The sequence below is a fragment of the Negadavirga shengliensis genome, from assembly GCF_042652345.1.
Taxonomy (GTDB): Bacteria; Bacteroidota; Bacteroidia; order Cytophagales; family Cyclobacteriaceae; genus Negadavirga; species Negadavirga shengliensis.
The window spans coordinates 95053-114002 of record NZ_JBHSJJ010000007.1; the positions used below are offsets into that span (position 1 = coordinate 95053).

At 45.2% G+C, this 18950-nt stretch carries 14 protein-coding genes and 1 tRNA gene; 3 read left to right on the forward strand and 12 right to left on the reverse strand.

The features are described 5' to 3' along the window. Window positions 1–3: 3 nt before the first annotated feature. The 8 genes from ACFPFU_RS13510 to ACFPFU_RS13545 all read right to left on the reverse strand — a co-directional run bounded on the left by ACFPFU_RS13510 (window position 4) and on the right by ACFPFU_RS13545 (window position 9670). On the reverse strand, window positions 4–1281 hold the full coding sequence (locus ACFPFU_RS13510) for a type IX secretion system plug protein (RefSeq protein WP_377065294.1): 1278 nt from the start codon (window positions 1279–1281) through the stop codon (window positions 4–6). Window positions 1282–1423: 142 nt separating this feature from the next. Next, window positions 1424–3340 carry an ABC-F family ATP-binding cassette domain-containing protein gene (locus ACFPFU_RS13515; RefSeq protein ID WP_377065295.1) on the reverse strand — a complete coding sequence of 639 codons (1917 nt, stop codon included), beginning with the start codon at window positions 3338–3340 and terminating at the stop codon, window positions 1424–1426. Window positions 3341–3697: 357 nt separating this feature from the next. Further along, window positions 3698–3779, reverse strand: a tRNA-Leu gene (locus ACFPFU_RS13520). A 91-nt stretch (window positions 3780–3870) separates the two neighbouring features. Continuing rightward, the gene (locus ACFPFU_RS13525; protein WP_377065296.1) at window positions 3871–4332 is read right to left on the reverse strand and encodes a GNAT family N-acetyltransferase; all 462 of its coding nucleotides are present in this window, start codon (window positions 4330–4332) and stop codon (window positions 3871–3873) included. Between the two features lie 50 nt (window positions 4333–4382). Beyond that, a complete protein-coding gene (locus ACFPFU_RS13530; protein WP_377065297.1) occupies window positions 4383–4865 on the reverse strand; it encodes a methylated-DNA--[protein]-cysteine S-methyltransferase in 483 nt (160 codons plus the stop codon). Window positions 4866–5002: 137 nt separating this feature from the next. Beyond that, on the reverse strand, window positions 5003–6055 hold the full coding sequence (locus ACFPFU_RS13535) for a 2-oxoacid:ferredoxin oxidoreductase subunit beta (RefSeq protein WP_377065298.1): 1053 nt from the start codon (window positions 6053–6055) through the stop codon (window positions 5003–5005). Next, window positions 6030–7895: a 2-oxoacid:acceptor oxidoreductase subunit alpha gene (locus ACFPFU_RS13540; protein WP_377065299.1), complete on the reverse strand. Its 1866-nt coding sequence runs from the start codon at window positions 7893–7895 to the stop codon at window positions 6030–6032. Before ACFPFU_RS13540 ends, ACFPFU_RS13535 begins: the two co-directional genes overlap by 26 nt. Then, complete coding sequence (locus ACFPFU_RS13545) at window positions 7892–9670, reverse strand: FAD-dependent oxidoreductase (RefSeq protein WP_377065300.1); 1779 nt, start codon at window positions 9668–9670, stop codon at window positions 7892–7894. The genes ACFPFU_RS13540 and ACFPFU_RS13545 overlap by 4 nt, the downstream gene beginning before the upstream one ends. A gap of 681 nt (window positions 9671–10351) precedes the next feature. Here ACFPFU_RS13545 and ACFPFU_RS13550 point away from each other — a divergent pair. The 3 genes from ACFPFU_RS13550 (at window position 10352) to ACFPFU_RS13560 (ending at window position 14753) form a co-directional block, all read left to right on the forward strand. Further along, window positions 10352–13015, forward strand: a complete 2664-nt coding sequence (locus tag ACFPFU_RS13550) for a malectin domain-containing carbohydrate-binding protein (protein WP_377065301.1) — start codon at window positions 10352–10354, stop codon at window positions 13013–13015. Window positions 13016–13202: 187 nt separating this feature from the next. Continuing rightward, window positions 13203–14111, forward strand: coding sequence for a DUF6807 domain-containing protein (locus ACFPFU_RS13555; protein ID WP_377065302.1), 909 nt, complete (start codon window positions 13203–13205; stop codon window positions 14109–14111). 114 nt (window positions 14112–14225) lie between these two features. Further along, window positions 14226–14753 carry a DinB family protein gene (locus ACFPFU_RS13560; RefSeq protein ID WP_377065303.1) on the forward strand — a complete coding sequence of 176 codons (528 nt, stop codon included), beginning with the start codon at window positions 14226–14228 and terminating at the stop codon, window positions 14751–14753. A 131-nt stretch (window positions 14754–14884) separates the two neighbouring features. Here ACFPFU_RS13560 and ACFPFU_RS13565 read toward each other — a convergent pair whose 3' ends face one another. The 4 genes from ACFPFU_RS13565 to ACFPFU_RS13580 all read right to left on the reverse strand — a co-directional run bounded on the left by ACFPFU_RS13565 (window position 14885) and on the right by ACFPFU_RS13580 (window position 18674). Further along, window positions 14885–15289 (reverse strand): hypothetical protein, encoded by a 405-nt coding sequence (locus tag ACFPFU_RS13565; RefSeq protein WP_377065304.1) that lies wholly within the window; start codon window positions 15287–15289, stop codon window positions 14885–14887. Between the two features lie 224 nt (window positions 15290–15513). Beyond that, entirely contained in the window at window positions 15514–15981 is a 468-nt protein-coding gene (locus tag ACFPFU_RS13570; RefSeq protein ID WP_377065305.1) for a hypothetical protein, read from the reverse strand. A 495-nt stretch (window positions 15982–16476) separates the two neighbouring features. Next, window positions 16477–18240: a zinc-dependent metalloprotease gene (locus ACFPFU_RS13575; RefSeq protein ID WP_377065306.1), complete on the reverse strand. Its 1764-nt coding sequence runs from the start codon at window positions 18238–18240 to the stop codon at window positions 16477–16479. Beyond that, window positions 18237–18674: a hypothetical protein gene (locus ACFPFU_RS13580; protein ID WP_377065307.1), complete on the reverse strand. Its 438-nt coding sequence runs from the start codon at window positions 18672–18674 to the stop codon at window positions 18237–18239. Before ACFPFU_RS13580 ends, ACFPFU_RS13575 begins: the two co-directional genes overlap by 4 nt. Window positions 18675–18950: the final 276 nt, after the last annotated feature.

Sequence of the window (18950 nt, forward strand, 5' to 3'; positions counted from 1 at the left end):
TTTTTATAACCTCCTTTTATTGGGGTTCAAAACAGTGTATCCTATTAGTTCATCGTATCTGGATCCCATATCCCGGTAGTAGAAAAATATTTCGTATTCATTCTCTGTCTGGAAGTGAGACCCCTCAAAAGGCTCCATATCCCATCCCTCCTCCGTGGGCAAACCATACTGGTAATCATACCACCCCTGTTTTAGTAACAGCGTAGCTTGATATAGTCCTTTTTTCTTGTCATAAACCATTCTGGCATCCGGGTTTGTACCCCACCCACTCAAAGACCCCAGCACGTACGGGGTTTCGGAAAGCTCATCAGTTTTCAGGTTAAAGGTCACCAACATATATTCACTTTCCAGTTCGTGGTTTTGTCGCTCCACATTGAGCACGCCATACTGGCCATTCAGATCCAAATATTCCAAATAACCCTGTCCCTTTCTACTCTCATCGATGCCCGCTTCAGCAAACACCACGTCTTCTTCCATACGCACGGCTGAAATATTCCTTCCCCTGGTACGGACATACCGGAGGTCAATAAACCGGAATTCATTGCCCGCCCTGAATGTATTGCTGCCATCAAACAGCTGGTATTGCAACTCCCTTCTGTCCTCTCTAATAGAGGTATGCTTCAAGCCAAAAACGGCATTATCCCATCTCTGATTCTGACGGATCACTACCATGGTGTTGTTGGCTGGATCCAAAAGCTCCCTATTTTGATAGTTGACGTTGATATTGATCTGCTGTGAAGTACGGCGGTCTTCATTTTTACTGGGGGGAACAAGCTGAGCCCCCATGCCCAAAACATTCTGGTAAACCATAAAACGCTTTGTAAAAACCGTTTCCGACTCATTTCTGCCCCTGTAGACTTTGATGATATAATTTCCGGAACGGTTCACTTTCGGTATTTGAAAAGTATAGTGGATATAAGGGATCCTGGTATTGATCGCATACTCATAGGTATTCAGGTTGTATTCATTGTACTGTCCCAGATAATCCGCATCCCTCAATCCGGATTTGGTCCAGTCAGCATTACAGTGGATGATCTTGGCTGAATACATGTCCGCCTCATAAGCAATGTCATCAAAATGAAGAACAAGAGGTTTGGGCGAATTCAAAGCTATCACTGGCGAATTCATCTGATCGGAAAAATCACCCGACATTGGAAACAGCCTCACTGATTGTATATTTTGATCATACACCCTGTCCTCATATATTTCCTGTGCATTCAGGTAAAAAACCGCCGGAAACATAAAAAGAACCGTGAAATAAGTTATTCTCAAGTACTTCATCGATTGATATTTACAAAGTTGGATTGTAGAAAGAAATCCGGTTTTTGATCATAAGCGATTACACAACATCCGCTAAGATATACCCTAGCATAACGCGAAGTCCCCTCATATTAGTATTTACCGGAAATGTTCCGTCAACATCTCAGGCCTGCAAGCTCTCAATCTGTTCCCCCAGCTGCTCCCACTGTCCATTAAGGCGGGATTCCTGGTCCTTTAAGGCTGCATACAGTTGGTTAAAACGGGTCAATTCCTTTTCATTTTCGTAAATCTTAGGGTCAGCCAGTTGGTCTTCGACTCTTTTCTTTTCCTGCTCCAGCCTGGTGATCTCCTCCTCCAGCGCCGCCATTTCCTTTTCCTTTTCTTTCAATATTTTCTTAGCCTGACTGTTTCCAGCACCTGAATTTTTAACGGGAGGAGTGGTTTTCAATTCTTTTTTGTCTGCCGATGCTGATGTCCGTTTGGGTACCTGTTGGGAACGCCAGTACACGTATTCATCGTAGCTTCCAGGATATTCCTTGATTTGATGGTCTTCGATGTACCAGATCTTGTTGGCCACGCCCTTGATAAAATGCCTGTCGTGTGAAACGGTCACAAAGGTGCCTTCGTATTGCTGGAGGGCCTGGATCAGTATATTCACCGATTGCATATCCAGGTGGTTCGTAGGTTCGTCCAACAGCAAAAAATTGGCTTCCGAAATCAGTGTTTTTGCAAGTGCCACACGTGATTTTTCCCCACCGGAAAGTACCTTGATCTTTTTGAATACATCGTCGTTCGTAAACAAGAAGCAGCCCAAAACACCCCTGAGTTCCGTTTCCGTTTTGCTGGTGCCCTCTTGTGCCAGCTCCTGCAAAATTTCATTGTTAACATCCAGTGCTTCTAATTGATGCTGGGCGAAAAAGGATTTAATCACGTTATAACCTTCTTCCCTTTTGCCTTCTATGGGTTCAGAACCGTTAATAATCCTCAACAACGTTGATTTTCCTTTACCATTGGCCCCGATTAAGGCAATTTTGTCCCCTCTTTCAATTCTTGCGTGGGTATTCTGAAGAATGCGAAGGTCCCCAAATGACTTGGACACACCGTCAAGGATGACCACATCCCTACCCGATTTTTGGGAAAATTTAAATTTAAAGTTAACGGAAACGTCATCTCTCACCACTTCAGATACCCTATCCATCCGTTCCAAAGCCTTTATCCGGGACTGGACCTGGTTGGATTTACTGGCTTTGGCACGGAACCGCTCAATGAAGCGCTCCGTCTGCTTGATCATCTGCTGCTGATTTTCATAAGCATTTTGCTGTATCTCTTCCCTGGCAGTTTTTTCTTTTTTATAGTAATCGTAATTCCCCGGATAACTGGTTAAAGTATGCTGGGAAACTTCCACCGTGGTTTCTGTACAGTTATTTAGAAAGGTCTGGTCGTGGGAAACCACCACCACAGCCCCATCATAGGTTTTCAGGTAATTCTCCACCCATTGGATAGAGGGGAGGTCAAGGTGGTTGGTGGGCTCATCCAACATCAGCAATGACGGTTTTTCCAAAAGCAGTTTGGCCAACATCACCCGCATCCGCCATCCACCGGAAAAAGTCCTCAAAGGTCTGGAGAGGTCTGCTGTTTGGAAGCCGATTCCCTCCAGCACTTCTTCAGCCTTGGCTTTTATGGTATAGCCTTCATTGGCTTCAAACCTTTCCTGAAGGTCCGCCAGCTTCTGGATAACGGCTTCAGAATGATCTGTCTCCATCTGTTGGAGTACTTTCTCTATTTCCACCTGCAAAGACAAGGTCTCCTTAAAAGCTTCCAGTGCGACATCAAGAATGCTGTCTTCCGACTGGTATGACAAAAGGTCTTGGTTCAGAAAACCGATGGTACAGTCTTTTGCTTTTTGAATCTCGCCGGAACTGGGCTGGATATCTCCATTAATGATTTTAAGCAAGGTAGATTTGCCGGTTCCGTTAAGTCCGACAAGACCCATCTTGTCTTTTGGTTTGATATGCAGGGACGCGTTTTCATACAAAGGCCTGCCCCCGATGTAATAAGAAAGATTGTTGATCGATAACATGCCGCAAAATTAAGAAAAGTCGGGGTTTTATCGCAGAAAAGAAAAAGGGAAATACAAAAGCTGCCCGTGCTTTGCAGCCGGTCTTCTGGTTTCATTGCTTTCCCAGCTACTGTCGGGGATTGTCATGGGCTCTTGGAAAGATTTTCAGAAGCTCCTCACGTGCCCCGGAAATCCCCTGCCGCGTTGGGTATAATCTTCGGCGGAATACGGGTGTGGCCCCGGAACTTTTCCCTCAACAGGTCCCCCGACGGGCCTTGTGGCTATGATTCCCTTGCCCTGATTGCCATTCCGCACTTGGGCATACGTTATAATTTTGCCGTAAAAGCAAAAAGCCCTTCCTCAAACGGAAAGGCCAAGTGCGCACGAGAAGATTCGAACTTCCACACCCGAAGGCACCACCCCCTCAAGATGGCGTGTCTACCAGTTTCACCACGTGCGCTGGACGGGAATGCAAAAGTAGAAATATATTATCAGCAGTGCAAGAAAAACAGGCTTCAAAAAAACATCTTATTGTTCCATCCTTTAAAACACTAAAGCACCACTTCCATCTTGACATCACAGCGGTCATATTTACCCGGCTCTATGGGGACTGCCCTGAACCCCATTTTTCGATACAGCCCAACGGCAGGTGCCAATATCGAATTGGTATAGAGCACCACTTTTTTTGCTCCTTTACTTTTAGCCAGCTCCAAAGCTGCCTTTCCAAGCAAAAAACCGATGTTTTTCCCCTGCGCCTGGGGCAACACCCCCATTTTTATCAGTTCATACTGAGACTCATCCATTTTTTTTAAGGCCACGGTTCCCACGATTTCGTCTTCCCATTCCGCAAACAATATTTCTCCCCCCTCTGCCAGGATGGTCCGGTCAGGGTTTTCAAGCTGTTCCACATCAAACGGCTCCATAAAGAAATATTGATCTATCCATTGTTTGTTGATGGACAGAAAAAACGGCGCAAGCTCGGCGCTAAAAGGCCGGATTTTAACAGTTTCCATACTCAAAAATAAGAAAGCTTGACGATATTAAATATGACCCGAAAAAAAATTCAAAAGCCAAGATCAAATTGCCTGCCGGGTTTATCGCTTGCCTCCAATTGCAATAGTTTCACTTTTCTCCACAAACCGCCGGCATATCCTGTGAGTGCACCCGACCTTGCTATGATCCTGTGACAGGGAATCACAACCAAAAGCGGGTTGACCCCATTTGCCGCCCCCACTGCCCTCACCGCATCAGGATTATTTATTGACCTGGCTATATCTTCATAAAAAACAGTCTCCCCATAGGGAACTTGATTCACTTTCATCCAAACCTGCTTTTGAAAAGTAGTTCCCGAGAGACCAATGGGTATATCGAAGATTTTCAATTGACCATCAAAGTAGGCTTTCAACTGGGATTTTACATCCAAAAAAAGGATGTCATCGGAACTTTCCTGAATCGGCTGCTCAGTAAACTGTAATGACAAAAGATAATCCCCCTCTGCTTCCAGACGTATGTTGCCCAAAGGGGATGTTATTATCTCTGCTTTCATACCTTTTACCGCTTAAATCAACTAACATGATGATGATTGGATGTTCACTTTAAAAACAATCTCGTCTACGCTACCTTGCTAGGGTAACAGTAAGTAAAGGTACTTCATTTTCGAGCTATTCTATGAATTCTTTACATTTATCTCAATTCAGAATTAATTTTATCCAACTTTTTCACACCCGGGCAAAGATCTTTTTCTGTCAATCTGTTTAAGGGTGTCTCATTGGTTTTCAAGGTTTCATGAAGATCTCCAAAATCCGAATTCACATAAAGGAGTCCGGTTAATATTTCATTTCTCGATCTGGCGCGCTGGATAGCATTCACTGCAGACAGCCGGTCTTCGGGATCCCAGTCCGGTGCGAGCTTGTTAAGGTTCATATAACTTCCGTCGTGAAGCCTAACGCTCATGGTCGTGCCCGCTTTATACTCCGCGGAGATCTCTTCCTTTATCGGTACAAAATCCAATGTGCCCGTGGTTTGCATGTGTTCACGGACATAATCGTAAGATTTTGTGGAACCGGAATTGTTGTTGAAGGTGACGCAGGGCGATACTACATTCAGGAAGGCGAGGCCTTTGTGCTGTATGGCGGCTTTTATTAAAGGAACCAACTGTTCCTTATCACCACTGAAACTCTGGGCCACAAACGTAGCGCCTAATTCCACAGCCAAGCTGGCCAGATCTACCGGATGGAAAGGGTTGATGGATCCTGCTTTACTCACTGATCCCACATCGGCAGTGGCGGAATCCTGTCCCTTGGTCAACCCATAGCAGCCGTTATTCATGACAATATATACCATGTCCAGATTCCGCCGGATCACATGAACAAACTGTCCCATTCCGATGGAGGCGGTATCCCCATCACCGGAAACCCCAAAATAAACCATGTCCTTGTTGGCCAGGTTTGCCCCGGTGGCCACGGAGGGCATCCGTCCGTGAACCGAATTGAACCCATGTGAGTTGCCCAAAAAATAAGCCGGGGTTTTGGAAGAACAGCCTATACCGGAGATTTTGGCTACATGATGGGGTTCTATGGAAAGCTCGTAACAGGCCTGCACGATGGTTGCACTGATGCTGTCGTGACCACAACCGGCACATAAAGTAGATAAAGCTCCTTCATATTCCCGTAATGTGTAGCCCAGTTTGTTTTTGGCCAGTTTGGGGTGCCTAAATAAAGGTTTCAGATAAGTCATGGGGTACCGCGTTTTTTTTCTTTAAATAATCAGAAATCTGGAGGGCAATGGCATCCGCAGTGATGGGCATACCGTCATAATTAAGAACCGGAATCAGTTTTTTCGGATCTGTGTCCATTTCCAAAATCATCAATCCCCGCATCTGCGCATCCCTGTTCTGCTCAATGACGAACACCCACCGGTGAGTGCGCACAAATTCCTCCACTTCCTTTCCAAAAGGAAATGCCCGCAAGCGCAGGGCATCCAAAACGACACCCTGACTCTCCAGTAAATCTTTAGCTTCTTCTGTGGAATAGGTCGAAGTCCCAAAAAACAATATCCCAATCTCACTTTGATTAGTATCCTGATAAAGTTGCGGCTTTGGAACCCGTTTTTTTGCCGTACGCCATTTTACCATCAGCCGATCCATATTCCTTTTGTATGCAGCGCCATCCTCGGTATATACGGCATATTCATCCCTGGATGTACCCCGGGTAGTGAAAGCACCCAGGGTGGGATGGGTGCCTGGATAAGTCCGATAGGGCACGCCGTCCCCATCAACATCCAAATACCTGCCATACCTGCCGATGTCCTCCAACTCATCCGCAGAAAGTACCTTGCCTCTTTTATACTTCCTTCCTTTTTTCCATCGAAACGGCTCGCTCATATGGTCATTCATCCCCAAATCCAGATCTGTCATAAGAATGATCGGGGTCTGCAATTCATCGGCCAGGTCAAAGCTGTCTGCGGTCATCTCAAAACACTCCGCAGGCGTAGCGGGAAACAGCAATATGTGCCGGGTATCTCCATGGGAAGCATAGGCTGCCAATGTGATATCTGACTGTTGGGTACGTGTAGGCATGCCCGTACTTGGCCCTGTTCTTTGCACGTCAATCAATACTGCGGGAACTTCCGCAAAATAGGCCAGCCCTATAAATTCGTTCATTAAAGACACACCTGGCCCGCTGGTTGCCGTGAAGGCCCGTGCGCCGTTCCAGTTAGCTCCAATGACCATACCCATAGCCGCAAGCTCATCTTCTGCCTGGACTATGGCATAGTTGTTTTTCCCGGTGGTTTTGTCTACCCTGTATTTTGCCGCGTATTTTTCGAAGGCTTCGGCCACTGAAGTAGAGGGGGTAATCGGGTACCAGGCCACCACTGTGGCACCGCCATAGACGGCGCCCAAGCCGCAAGCGGTATTCCCGTCCACCAGGATTTTATCTCCAACAAGATCTCTTCTTTCCAGACGAAAGTCCAGGGGATATTCAAAATGCTCCCTGGCATAATCCATCCCCAGATTCAGTGCCTGAATGTTGGGGGCAATGAGCTTTTCCTTGCCCGCAAACTGTTCCTCCAATAACGTCTGCAACGCTTCAAATTCAATCTGCAGGAGCACTGACAATGCCCCTACGTAAATGATGTTTTTGAAAAGCTGCCGCTGCCTGGGGTTGGAAAAGTTGGCATTCGCCATTTCCATCATAGGCACGCCTAAGTAATGGATATCCGTTCTTTTGAACTCAGGTGCCAATACTTTGGTGCTGTCATACATAATGTAGCCCCCGGGGCGCACGCTCTTGACATCCTGCATCATGCTCTGGGCGTTGACTGCTATCATTAAGTCCACCCCTTCTCTCCTTCCCAAATAACCTTTCTCACTCACCCTCACTTCATACCAGGTCGGGAGCCCTTGGATGTTTGAAGGAAAAATGTTTTTGGGAGTGACCGGGATACCCATTCGGAAAATGGCTTTCGCAAAAAGGAAATTGGCACTTGCAGACCCTGTGCCATTGACATTGGCAAAGCGGACTACAAAATCATTTATTCTGGCCTTGGGTCTGTGATTTATTTTTCCAGTAGTCATAAACTGCCTGCTTTGGTTACATTATAGAAAAATTTCTGCATGTCCCATGCAGAAGTAGGACATCTCTCGGCACAAAGGCCGCAGTGCAAACAAACATCTTCGTCTTTAACCATGACACGCCCTGTTTTCAGGTTATCGGATACCAGCAAATCCTGGGTCCGGTTTTCCGCCGGAACCAAAAGTTTCTTTCTTAAAGCCTCCTCTTCATCATTTGTGGTAAAGGTAATGCAGGAAGTGGGACAGATATCCGTACAGGCATCACACTCAATACAACGGTCTTCTGTGAAGACGGTCTGGACGTCACAATTGAAACAACGCTGTGCCTCCTTATATCCTGTAGGTGGATCAAATCCCAGTTCCACTTCACGCTTCCTATCCACCAGTGTGATACTTTTACTCGCCTGTGGCACCACAAACCTATGATCCGGCGCTATTTGGCTATCATAGCTCCATTCATGTATCCCCATCTTGGTGCTCATCAGGTTAGTATAGGGAGAGGGGCGCTGATACATGTCTTTTTCCTGACACAACAAGTGCATGGAAACCGCCGCCTGATGGCCATGGGCCACTGCGGTTATCACATTTTCCGGGCCAAAAGCCGCGTCCCCACCAAAAAAAACTTTCGGATGGGTGGACCGGAAAGTCACTTTGTCTACCACCGGCATTTCCCATTGGTCAAACTCCAGCCCGATATCCCTTTCTATCCACGGGAAGCTGTTTTCCTGCCCAATGGCGATCAATACTTCATCCGCTTCTATAAACACGTCATCTTCTCCGGTGGGGAGGAGCTGTCTTTTGCCTTTCTCATCATATACCGCTTTTACTTTCTGGAATTTCATCCCTATCAGTTTTCCCTCTTCAACTTCAAAACTAAGCGGAACATGGTTATCATATATCTCTATATCTTCATGCATGGCATCTTCTTTTTCCCAGGGAGATGCTTTCATATCCTTGAAGGGGCTGCGCACCACCACTTTTACCACTTCTCCGCCTAACCTTCTGGAGGTCCGGCAACAGTCCATGGCAGTATTTCCCCCGCCTAAGACAATCACCTTTTTACCTATGGAATGGACATGCTCAAAAGCCACATTGGCCAGCCATTCAATGCCTATATGAATGAATTTATCCGCATCCTTTCTTCCAGGAAGCTTGGGTAAATCCCGGCCTCTGGGAGCTCCGGTCCCCACAAATACCGCATCATAATCCCTATCCAATACTTCCTTAAGGCTGCTGACATAGGTGAGAAACTGGGTATGAATGCCCATGTCCAGGATATAGTCCACTTCTTCGTTCAACACTTCCTCCGGCAAACGGAATGCGGGTATTTGGCTGCGCATCATACCGCCACCGGCTATTTGCTCATCAAAGAGGTGTATTTCATACCCTAATGGTGCAAGGTCCCTGGCCACAGTGAGGGAGGCGGGGCCGCCCCCGATAAGCGCGATCTTTTTCCCGTTGGGTGTAAAAGGGCCGTGGGGCATCAGGGACTTGACATCGCCTTTGTTGTCAGCCGCGACACGTTTCAGCCGGCAGATCGCGACAGGTTCCTCCTCCACCCTGCCCCTTCTGCAGGCAGGTTCACAGGGTCTGTCGCAAGTCCTTCCCAGTATACCCGGAAACACATTTGATTCCCAGTTGATCATATATGCATCGGTATATCTTTCAGCTGCTATCAACCGGATGTATTCCGGCACCGGAGTATGGGCAGGGCAGGCATATTGGCAGTCCACCACTTTGTGGTAATATTCCGGATTTTGTGTGTCGGTAGGCTTCATGATTACTGTGGGTTAAGGCCACACGGCTTCCGTCCGGCCTGTATGTCAATTCACCGAATAATTTTATAAATTAAAAACTGGAAAACAAATTATTGGGAGAATATTTTAGAAAGGTAAAAATGGTGGTTAAATGGAGCCAAAGGGCCATATTTGGAGGTTTCAAGTTGATTTTCCACGTTAAAACATTCATTGCAGATGCATGGAAAAACCATTTTCTGCCAAATCGGACGCCCCGATCAACTTGGAGCACTTCAAATTCATCTGCATATTCGCAAAAAAATATAAAGTATTTTCATTTTTCGACACTTGTGACGGTGTAAAAGTAAATGTGGGAAAGGTTGGATTAAAACCAGGCTTTTTTTAGATATTAAAAAGAATTTACTTCTCCATGTTATTTTAACTACATATTTATTAGCTATTTGTTTTACGTTTTTATATATTTATAATACATAAATCATAATTTCAATATATGAAACACTGACCGGTTTTTTATTCCGGTGTGATATAAGTATGATTAAACTGTTGTGGGGGGTGACTTCAACCCGGGTATAAACCATGGATTTTTAACCGGAAATTAGGAACCGTATATGAAAATCAGGAGCGTATGATTTGAAATTTTGCCCTAGTCAAACTTCGATAGAGAGAACCTTAGTCCACTAAAAGAACCCAAATGAATATACTATGAAGCAACTTGTACCCTTTTTGTTATTCGCGGTATGCATGTTTGTAACCTGTTCCGCTGTTCCTGCACCCGGTGATGCCCCCGCATCCGATTCGAAAGCCAAAAACCTTTTCCCTGCCGCACCTCCCGTTGATGGGTTTTCGGAAGAAGCTTTTGACAGTCCCCTTGAAGCATTTAGACGGGAACATGAGATCAGACCTTATTATTTAAGGGAAATAAGACGAATCAATTCAGGCGGAATGTTTTTTCCGGAAGAAACAGGGTCTTGGAATTTTGATTTCCTATTTAATGGGGGAAGAACTTATTCCACGACGGATTCTATAGCCAACACCCACTTGGACCCCATCTATCAAACCGAAAGATATGGTGATTTTTCCTATGAAATACCGGTCCCGGAAGATGGTTTTTATACTGTTGAGCTTCATTTTGCGGAGATCTTCTGGAACAGTGGTAATTCAAGGATTTTTGATGTAGCCATTGAAAACGATCAGTTTTTAGAAAACATCGATCTCTTCAAGGATTATGGGGGGAAAAACTATGCAAGTAAGATCACTGTAGAAGATATCCATGTAGTGGATGGCCATTTAAGTCTTGATTTTATTACAAAAAAGGACCAGGCAAAGGTATCGGGCATTATAGTGTATCAGCAAATACTCCCTAACATGGTCAGGATCAATACGGGAGGTGCTAGACAAATTAGCGGGTGGCTTAAGGATCAGCATTTTCATGGAGGAAAGATTTACACCATCCCACCAACATTTCAATTTTCGAATGAAGTGTACACTACTGAAAGGTTTGGAAATGATTTTGCCTACCGTCTTCCGGTTCCAAAAGAAGGCCTGTATACTGTTGAACTGCATTTTGCGGAAATATTTTGGGATAGCGAAGGAGCGAGAATTTTTCATTTTGACATTGAAAAAGGGCAGTTCACGCAAAATAATCTGGATCTCTTCGAATATTTAGGAGGTGCCAGACGGCCTGGAGTAATTGTGGCAGATAATATTGAAGTAACCGACGGAGTTCTTGACATTGTCTTTTCCAGATTGGAAAAAAATGCAAAAATATCCGGTATCGTGATCTACAGCCAGGATTTTACTCCCGAATCTCCATTATTGGAGACCTTTGAGGATGTCACCTTGGATGTGGGAGAAGAATGGGCTTTCCAGCCTGTGGCCACTTTCCGGGGAACCAATCCAAATCCTTGGGGAAACAATTCAGGTTTGGTAAATCATTTTGTAGTAGGCTTGCCCTTGGGACTTACTTATAATCAGGGAAGAGTTTCAGGAAGGACCACGAAGGAAGGTTCGTATAAAGTCTTAGTACGCGCCTCGGATAATATCAGTCAGGAATTCTCCATCACCACGTTCAATGTAAATGTAAATTCCCCACAAGAAGTGGCAAGGATCAATTCGGGTGGGGGCCCCATACAGTTTGGTGAAGAACAGTGGCAAAAGGATAGTTATTTCCTTGGTGGCAGAACTTACAGCAATGACCTCTCTATTTTCAATACCCAGAATGATCTTCTGTATCAGTCTGAGAGAAATGGGGATTTCTCCTATGAAATTCCCGTTCCGGAAGCAGGTTATTATATCGTGGAATTACACTTTGCTGAAATTTTCTGGGACAGAGTCGGCGCCCCGGTAAGGCAGTTTGATGTCTCTGTGGAAAACCAGCAATTCACCCAGAGAATACAAACACGTGGACAAGTCAACTCCTTATTGGGTTATAGGTATGCACACGTCATAGAGTTAAAAGACATAAAGGTTGTAGACGGTTTTCTAACGGTAGACCTGACCACCATCAGGGACCGCGCGAAAATTTCCGGTATTGCCGTATTTAAACAAAGCCATGCTTATGCCCGAAAGACTTTAAGGGTCAATTCCGGGGGGCCTACCATTTTTCACGGGGCAGAAGAATGGTCGGCGGATAACTATTTTACCGGAGGACAGACCCATACAAGCACTTTTTTACAGCAAAGGACAAACTTTGAAAACACATACAATCACAGGTTATACCACACGGAAAGGTATGGCAACTTCAGTTACAACCTGCCCGCGCAAGAGGAAGGCCTCTATACCGTAGAGCTGCATTTCGCTGAAATCTGGTGGGATGAAGAGGGAAGAAGAGTCTTCAATGTGGAAGTGGAAAACGAACAGTTCAAACTGGAAAACATCGATCTGTATAAAGACCATGGCGGCAAGTACTCGGCCAGCGTGTTTATCGCTGAAAACATCCAGGTCAATGACGGCACGTTGGACATTGAGTTTAGAAGCAAAGTGAACAATGCCAAGGTTTCCGGGGTCGTCATTCGCAAACAGGATGACCTAAAACCGGACATGAACGCCTCGGCCAGGCTACTCGCAGAACCGGAATCCGCGGAAGAACCGTCACTTGATGTGAGGTTCGGGGAAGCCAAACTTTATCCCAACCCCACAAGTGACCGCGTAAGGCTCGATTTTGACACGGATCAGCATGCCAGCTGGAGCTTCGTTTTGGTCAGTCCAAACGGCAAAACCTTGTTCCTGGATAAGATCGATCTCGAAACCGGTTCGCATTCGGTTGACTTCGACCTGAGCGTCCACCGCCTGAGCTCCGGTATCTACTTCCTGCAGGTTTCCGATGGAAAGGGCAATGTCAAGGTCATGAGGCTGATCAAACATTAACTACAGCTACTGGATAAAAAAAACATTCTTTGTGAAATTCAAGCACATTTCCCCAAACGGCCGGGCCAAAAGGGAAATGTGCTCTTTTATTAAATTGATGTAAGTGACGAAAAGATGAATTGGTGAAAAATGTTATTTTTCTTAAGTTGGACATTTCTTAAGCGTTCTTTACACAAAACCATCTTAAATGAAACTGAACAAATTCCTCTTTGCATGCCTCATCGCCATTGCCGGATGCCAACCCTCATCATCAACCAAAAATGAGGGTAATACCCTGCGGGTCATAGAGGACGAAAACGCGGGTACTTTTTCGATTTACAGAACTGAAGCAGAGACTCCCCTCCTGGTCCAAAACGCACAGGCCGGAATCCGGCCCTATATCCACCCCATCGTGGCACCGGACGGAAAGGGGGTTCTTACCGAATTCCAACCGGACCACCACCTGCACCAGACGGGCCTTTACTGGGGATTGAAGCGGGTAAATGAACGGGACTTCTTCATGAACTGGCAGGAAAATCACTGGCAAAAAGCATCGGCGGAGGTCATCAGGGAATCAGGATCACAGGTAAGCTGGCAAACTTCCTATAATATGCTGGATGAAGCAGGCGAGGTCGTCATGACCGAAACCCAGGAATGGGTATTGCAGGATTTTGGTGACAAATATTTCCTCGACTTGCTATGGACAGGGGAGGCCAAAAAAGACATAACTTTTGGACAGTTTTATGTAGGGGGCCTGTTTCTCCGGATGCCTTGGAGAAAAGGCATGGCCGGGGAAGTGGTCAATTCCGAAGGTCAGCGAAACGGGGAAGCCGAGCAACAGCGGGCCAAATGGCTGGACCTGGGGCTACAGGTGGATGGACGTGAAGACCTCGCCCATATCGCCATACTTGATTTCCCTAAAAACAATGATGCTCCCATCTCCTGGCGGGTGGATGGGGAACTGGGCGTGGGACCATCCAGACAGATCTCCGGGGATTGGAGACTGAAAAAAGGTGAAACCGAAAAGATCAGGTACAGACTGATTGTCTACACCGGCGTACTGGACCCAAATGAGTTGGAAAATCAATGGGAAAATTTTGTAAATGAATTTGATTGATGATGTCATTCAAGACGGGAAATTGTGAAATAACACCCAATATTTGAAATTTTTCATTTGAATAAACCCGGGTTTTTTCGACATTTAGTACTTAACTCTATTTTAAAACGTATTATGAAGACAACTACTTTAAAGACTTTGTTAGGGATATGTCTGCTACTTGCAGGACTGGCACCGATGGCGCACGCCCAAACCACCATGGATGAGTTTCTTGCCAAGTGGGAGAACAGCAAACAGTTTACTTTGGAAACGCTGGACAAAATGCCCGACGACCTGCTGGATTATAAGCCCCATGAAACGGCCATGAGCTTCAAAGAGCAGGTGACCCATATAGGCGCCAGCATCGCTGGGCTGTCAAAAGGCTTTCTTCTGGGTGCCGATATGGATTTTGACCCGAAAGCTACACCTCAGACCAAGGCCGAAATCAAAAAATTTGTAGAGCAATGCTATGATTACGGAAAGAAAACCATCACCTCCCTTTCTGAGGCGCAGTTGAATGAAGAGATAGATACTTTTGCCGGCAAGGTCACCCGCAGGCAAATGGTGGGCCTGGTGGATGACCATGCCACGCATCATAGGGGCGCTGCCATCTCCTACATCCGCTCCCAGGGCATCGACCCGCCGGGATTCAGGGGGTTGTAAATCGACCAAAGACGATTGTTGCCGTGGTTTTCGCGGTTGTCCATGATCTGGCAACCGCGAAGCCGCACAACTGCAAAGCAGGGAAACTAACCACCTCTTATCTTATATTTTTATACCGATCACCTCTTACTCTACTCCCGTTTAAAATACACCAATGGCCCATCCAAAGCGGGATTATCCACGATTACCATTTTATCCGGGGATAAATAACAACCATATGTCCTTTCTCCAATTGTCAAATTACCAAACAACGAATACCCCTGCCAACTGGTGGTATCTTCGTCATAAAAATCATAGGCATGTTCACCTTCTCCCGGACCCCAGGATGGGGCACCGGAGCGATGTGCTATATGCAATGATCCATCAGCCTTAAACTCATAAATTATACGGTCTTTAGAATGGTCGACGGTTACCATACTCCTCGTTTCTACCAACTTCCATTTTCCGGTAATGGTTGTATTCGGTTCTTCCTTTTTCCCACATGCTGCGTAGCAGAAGAAAAAAAGGATAAATACTGCATAATATTTTTCTTTCATGATTAACAATTATTTTGAAACTTCTATTCACAGAACAAATGCATAGCAAGGTAGCTGTTTCCTATTTTATGAAAGATTTATATCCTCCGCTTGATCTATATGCGGCCTTTTATGTCTTCTCGGTGTATGCGAAAGAAACAGGACAGCACATTCCATCTGCTCCTTTATGTTTATGATGACTTGACTGAGAACTTATCTGTTCGACGACATTGTCCTCAACTATTCTAGCTTGCTTCCTGCGTTACCCTCACCAGGGTAAGCAGTGGACCCTCAAGAGGTCTATCATCCAACTCCATCACCCCCTCCAAAATAGAACAAAGGTAATTTATAGTACTGCTACCACTACCCAATTTCAGTAGGAAACCGTCAGTCGCATATATGGTATCCTCGACTAACTCATAGGGTTGGCCATCCCCAAATGCTCCCAGATGATCCTCAACATCACTTGAGATGGAGAGGAGGCCGTCATCCCGGAAATGATAGATGATATTATCACAGGAATAGTCTTCCATTCTGGGAGCAGCCGGGTCAAAAACATGTTCCCCTATCACAAGTTTCCAGGTTCCGGTAACATCATTATCATCACCCGCCACGGGCTCCACCTCACATTCCATATGAGGCTCCTCTGCCTCGCTGCACGCCGTGCAGCAGCATATCATGAAGGCTAATAGTGCTGCAAAGATGTATTTCATGGTTTATATTTTGTTTTTTATAGGTCACATGCTTGCGTGCCGTAATGCACTTCAGCATGCAGGCATGAAATCTCGCATGATAGATAATCATCCCTCCGTGGGTCGCTTGCGTCATGCTCGATTTCATCTGTTTATAATTTGTTTTTCAATGGTCAGATGGAATCTCGCATGTTTTATAATCATCCCAGTTTGTGACGATCTCGTCATGCTCGATTTCATATGTCTATAATTTGTTTTCATTGATCATAACCTATCCCACACCACAGGTCGGGATAGCCTGCCCCGAAACAAGTTCGGGGCAGGCTCGCAGGAATTATAATCATTTCTGTGTGTGCCGTTTACGTCATGCTCGGTTTCATGACTGACAATTTCAATAGTTCATTAACTATACAAGTCCCTTCTGTATTGTTCGCTATATCTTCGAGCAACCAATAGTTAAAAAGAGATACAGGGTCACAGGGGGTTGGAGAAAACGAGTCCCTACAACTAAATTTTTTAACGCCTGACAACAACCCTTTGCGCAAACTCCCCTTCGGGATGATGGATACGCACATAATAGACACCTTGCTTCCAGCCCGTAGTGGAAATACTTTCTTCCTTACTGTCCGTCTCTTTCTCCCATACAATATCTCCATTTTCGTTGTAAATCTCTATGGTATAATGTTCAGATTGGACCATCGATACCTTTTCTTTTTCGCTGTCCAACCGGATATAAATTGTTTCGGAAGCGGGATTGGGGTATACCGTAAAGGCACAGAAGCTGCAACCACCTATAACATCCCAGTATGTTTCCCGCCACCAGCCCCAACCGCAGGCGTTACGAGCCCGAATATATATACGTTGTTGGGCGGGCTGCGGTGAATGCCAATAATCGATTTCCACATCGGCATTGTCAGGTGGTCCCCCGCCCCACTGGGGTGAAATATTCCAGTTGGAATGGTCCCATATTTCCCATTCGTACTCCTGCAGGCCATGCACCAACAGGTGGTAATTCCCCCTGTTTACATTCACCGTATCATAAGCGGCTTCCGCAAAGGTAGTAGTGGAAGGATCAATCCTTCTTTGGGCTGGTGGTCCCCAATGTGATGCGGCGGCTATCAACATATCACTGGGAGGTCCTACCCATATAAATCTCCGGATTTCCATATCTTCACACAAGCCCGTCACTGTCGCTTTAAGAGTAACGTGACCATTAAAGTTACCTACAGGCGTCAGGGTACGTGAAGTACCACTACCCGTGATGTTTACCGCACCAGCAGGACTCGCTGTCCAGGTTACGGATGCACCAGAAGGTAAAACCGAACTCAAACTGTATACAGAAGAACTACACAATAAGGACGAGCCAGAAATGGATCCAGAAAAACATTCGCACAGACACGTGGCATTATGGACACTGTTACGGATTACATTACCTGGCTGGAGACCAAAACCGAGGTTAAAATTTATACCGGGATTATCGGAAGTATGGCAGTAACTCATTATTGTTCCCCCTCCAGAAGGAGTAGGTGGTTGAGGACAATTGTTACAGCTTCCATTTGTAGGGTCTGGGTGTTCCTGACAATTGTGACAACCGTCTATAGCTGTATTGTTGCCGTTCCATACGCAAGCATGGGTATGTCGAGATCCCATTAGATGACCAAACTCGTGGGTAACCACCAAAACTGACCAACTGTAGTTAGGAACCAGCTGATAGTTGTTGTTTAGCCGTGATACAGCCAATCTTGCATTCACATCCGAATTGCAAATGCCATCATAGCCCGCTGCTCTCCCCCCTCCCACAGGCCTAAAAGTTAACAAATGTCCCAAGTCACCATTAATAGCAGTAGTTTCTGCTCGAAACTGGTTTAAAAGATCTTGAGTATTGGTCGCTGTATATGGGTCTGGAGTTGTCCAAACATGGATTTCTGAAATTGCCGTTTCGATGTTTTCATTTTGATAGAGTAGTGCTACCTGATTATATAACCCAGTAATAAACCCTTCCACACCCTCCACACTTTCTCTTGCCTGAAAGATATCATGCTCTGTTTCAAAATAAAACCGGACACAGTTATGTTCTGATTGGATGGCTGTTTTTGAGGTTCGCTGTAATACATTGGCATTATAACGAAATCTTTTGTCCCCTTCCACTTCACATTCGAACATCAATTTTTCTTTTAAGTTTTTGTCATTGTATAAGATATATTTTCCACTTGAGGGATCCCAAACAAGGTTAAAATTTCCCTCGTCTGTGGCGATGAGTCCCATGACTTCCCCTTTCATAAAGCTAAATGCCGCAATACTGCCCGGATCTTTACAATACCCCTGTAATGCCGTACGCTATGGTCAGCAGACAATTCCTCTCCCTCGCTAGTAGTCACCTTATAACTGTAAAAGGAAGCAGGTACTTCCACAAGCTCAAGCTGTAGAACCTTTTGCCGTATGGGTACCGATAAAAATATTCCTTCCCAAAGCGGCTCCATCAGAAAGCTTTGGTCATATTCGAAAAAAAAGACTTCTTCCGAATTAATAAAATGATCTGTGCGGCTTTTGACCGTTGCAGCTTGTTTAAAAGCATTTGAGATTTCCCTGAAACTCATCCCTTTTGCTTTTTCCTGTTGCACCATCTCATAAATCAAATTCTCCTGCGCCCATCCATTCAGCGAAAAGACAACCATTAGGAGAAAAACAGAAAGCTTGTAAACCCTTTTTTCCATAATAGTAGACATTTAAAGAATTATATTAAAAATCATAAATGTTTGCTGGCTTGGCATTCACTTGTTCATGATATCTTATATCCACAACCAAAATAACCATGGCTTTCGTTCTCCTATTTCATCCGCCATGGAAGTCATAAATTTAGGACTTTAACGCGCTTCTTTAGTATTAATACGTTTTTAAACCTAAAAGTGCTACTATAAAACTATAAAATTATAGATAAATCATCAATTTACTTTAATTTTTAGTTATTTTTCAATGGGAGCTATACTATT

Coding starts and splice junctions, on each gene's coding strand:
- ACFPFU_RS13510 (WP_377065294.1), bottom strand. CDS start 1,281: ATGAAGTACTTGAGAATAACTTATTTCACGGTTCTTTTTATGTTTCCG.
- ACFPFU_RS13515 (WP_377065295.1), bottom strand. CDS start 3,340: ATGTTATCGATCAACAATCTTTCTTATTACATCGGGGGCAGGCCTTTG.
- ACFPFU_RS13525 (WP_377065296.1), bottom strand. CDS start 4,332: ATGGAAACTGTTAAAATCCGGCCTTTTAGCGCCGAGCTTGCGCCGTTT.
- ACFPFU_RS13530 (WP_377065297.1), bottom strand. CDS start 4,865: ATGAAAGCAGAGATAATAACATCCCCTTTGGGCAACATACGTCTGGAA.
- ACFPFU_RS13535 (WP_377065298.1), bottom strand. CDS start 6,055: ATGACTTATCTGAAACCTTTATTTAGGCACCCCAAACTGGCCAAAAAC.
- ACFPFU_RS13540 (WP_377065299.1), bottom strand. CDS start 7,895: ATGACTACTGGAAAAATAAATCACAGACCCAAGGCCAGAATAAATGAT.
- ACFPFU_RS13545 (WP_377065300.1), bottom strand. CDS start 9,670: ATGAAGCCTACCGACACACAAAATCCGGAATATTACCACAAAGTGGTG.
- ACFPFU_RS13550 (WP_377065301.1), top strand. CDS start 10,352: ATGAAGCAACTTGTACCCTTTTTGTTATTCGCGGTATGCATGTTTGTA.
- ACFPFU_RS13555 (WP_377065302.1), top strand. CDS start 13,203: ATGAAACTGAACAAATTCCTCTTTGCATGCCTCATCGCCATTGCCGGA.
- ACFPFU_RS13560 (WP_377065303.1), top strand. CDS start 14,226: ATGAAGACAACTACTTTAAAGACTTTGTTAGGGATATGTCTGCTACTT.
- ACFPFU_RS13565 (WP_377065304.1), bottom strand. CDS start 15,289: ATGAAAGAAAAATATTATGCAGTATTTATCCTTTTTTTCTTCTGCTAC.
- ACFPFU_RS13570 (WP_377065305.1), bottom strand. CDS start 15,981: ATGAAATACATCTTTGCAGCACTATTAGCCTTCATGATATGCTGCTGC.
- ACFPFU_RS13575 (WP_377065306.1), bottom strand. CDS start 18,240: ATGAAAGGGGAAGTCATGGGACTCATCGCCACAGACGAGGGAAATTTT.
- ACFPFU_RS13580 (WP_377065307.1), bottom strand. CDS start 18,674: ATGGAAAAAAGGGTTTACAAGCTTTCTGTTTTTCTCCTAATGGTTGTC.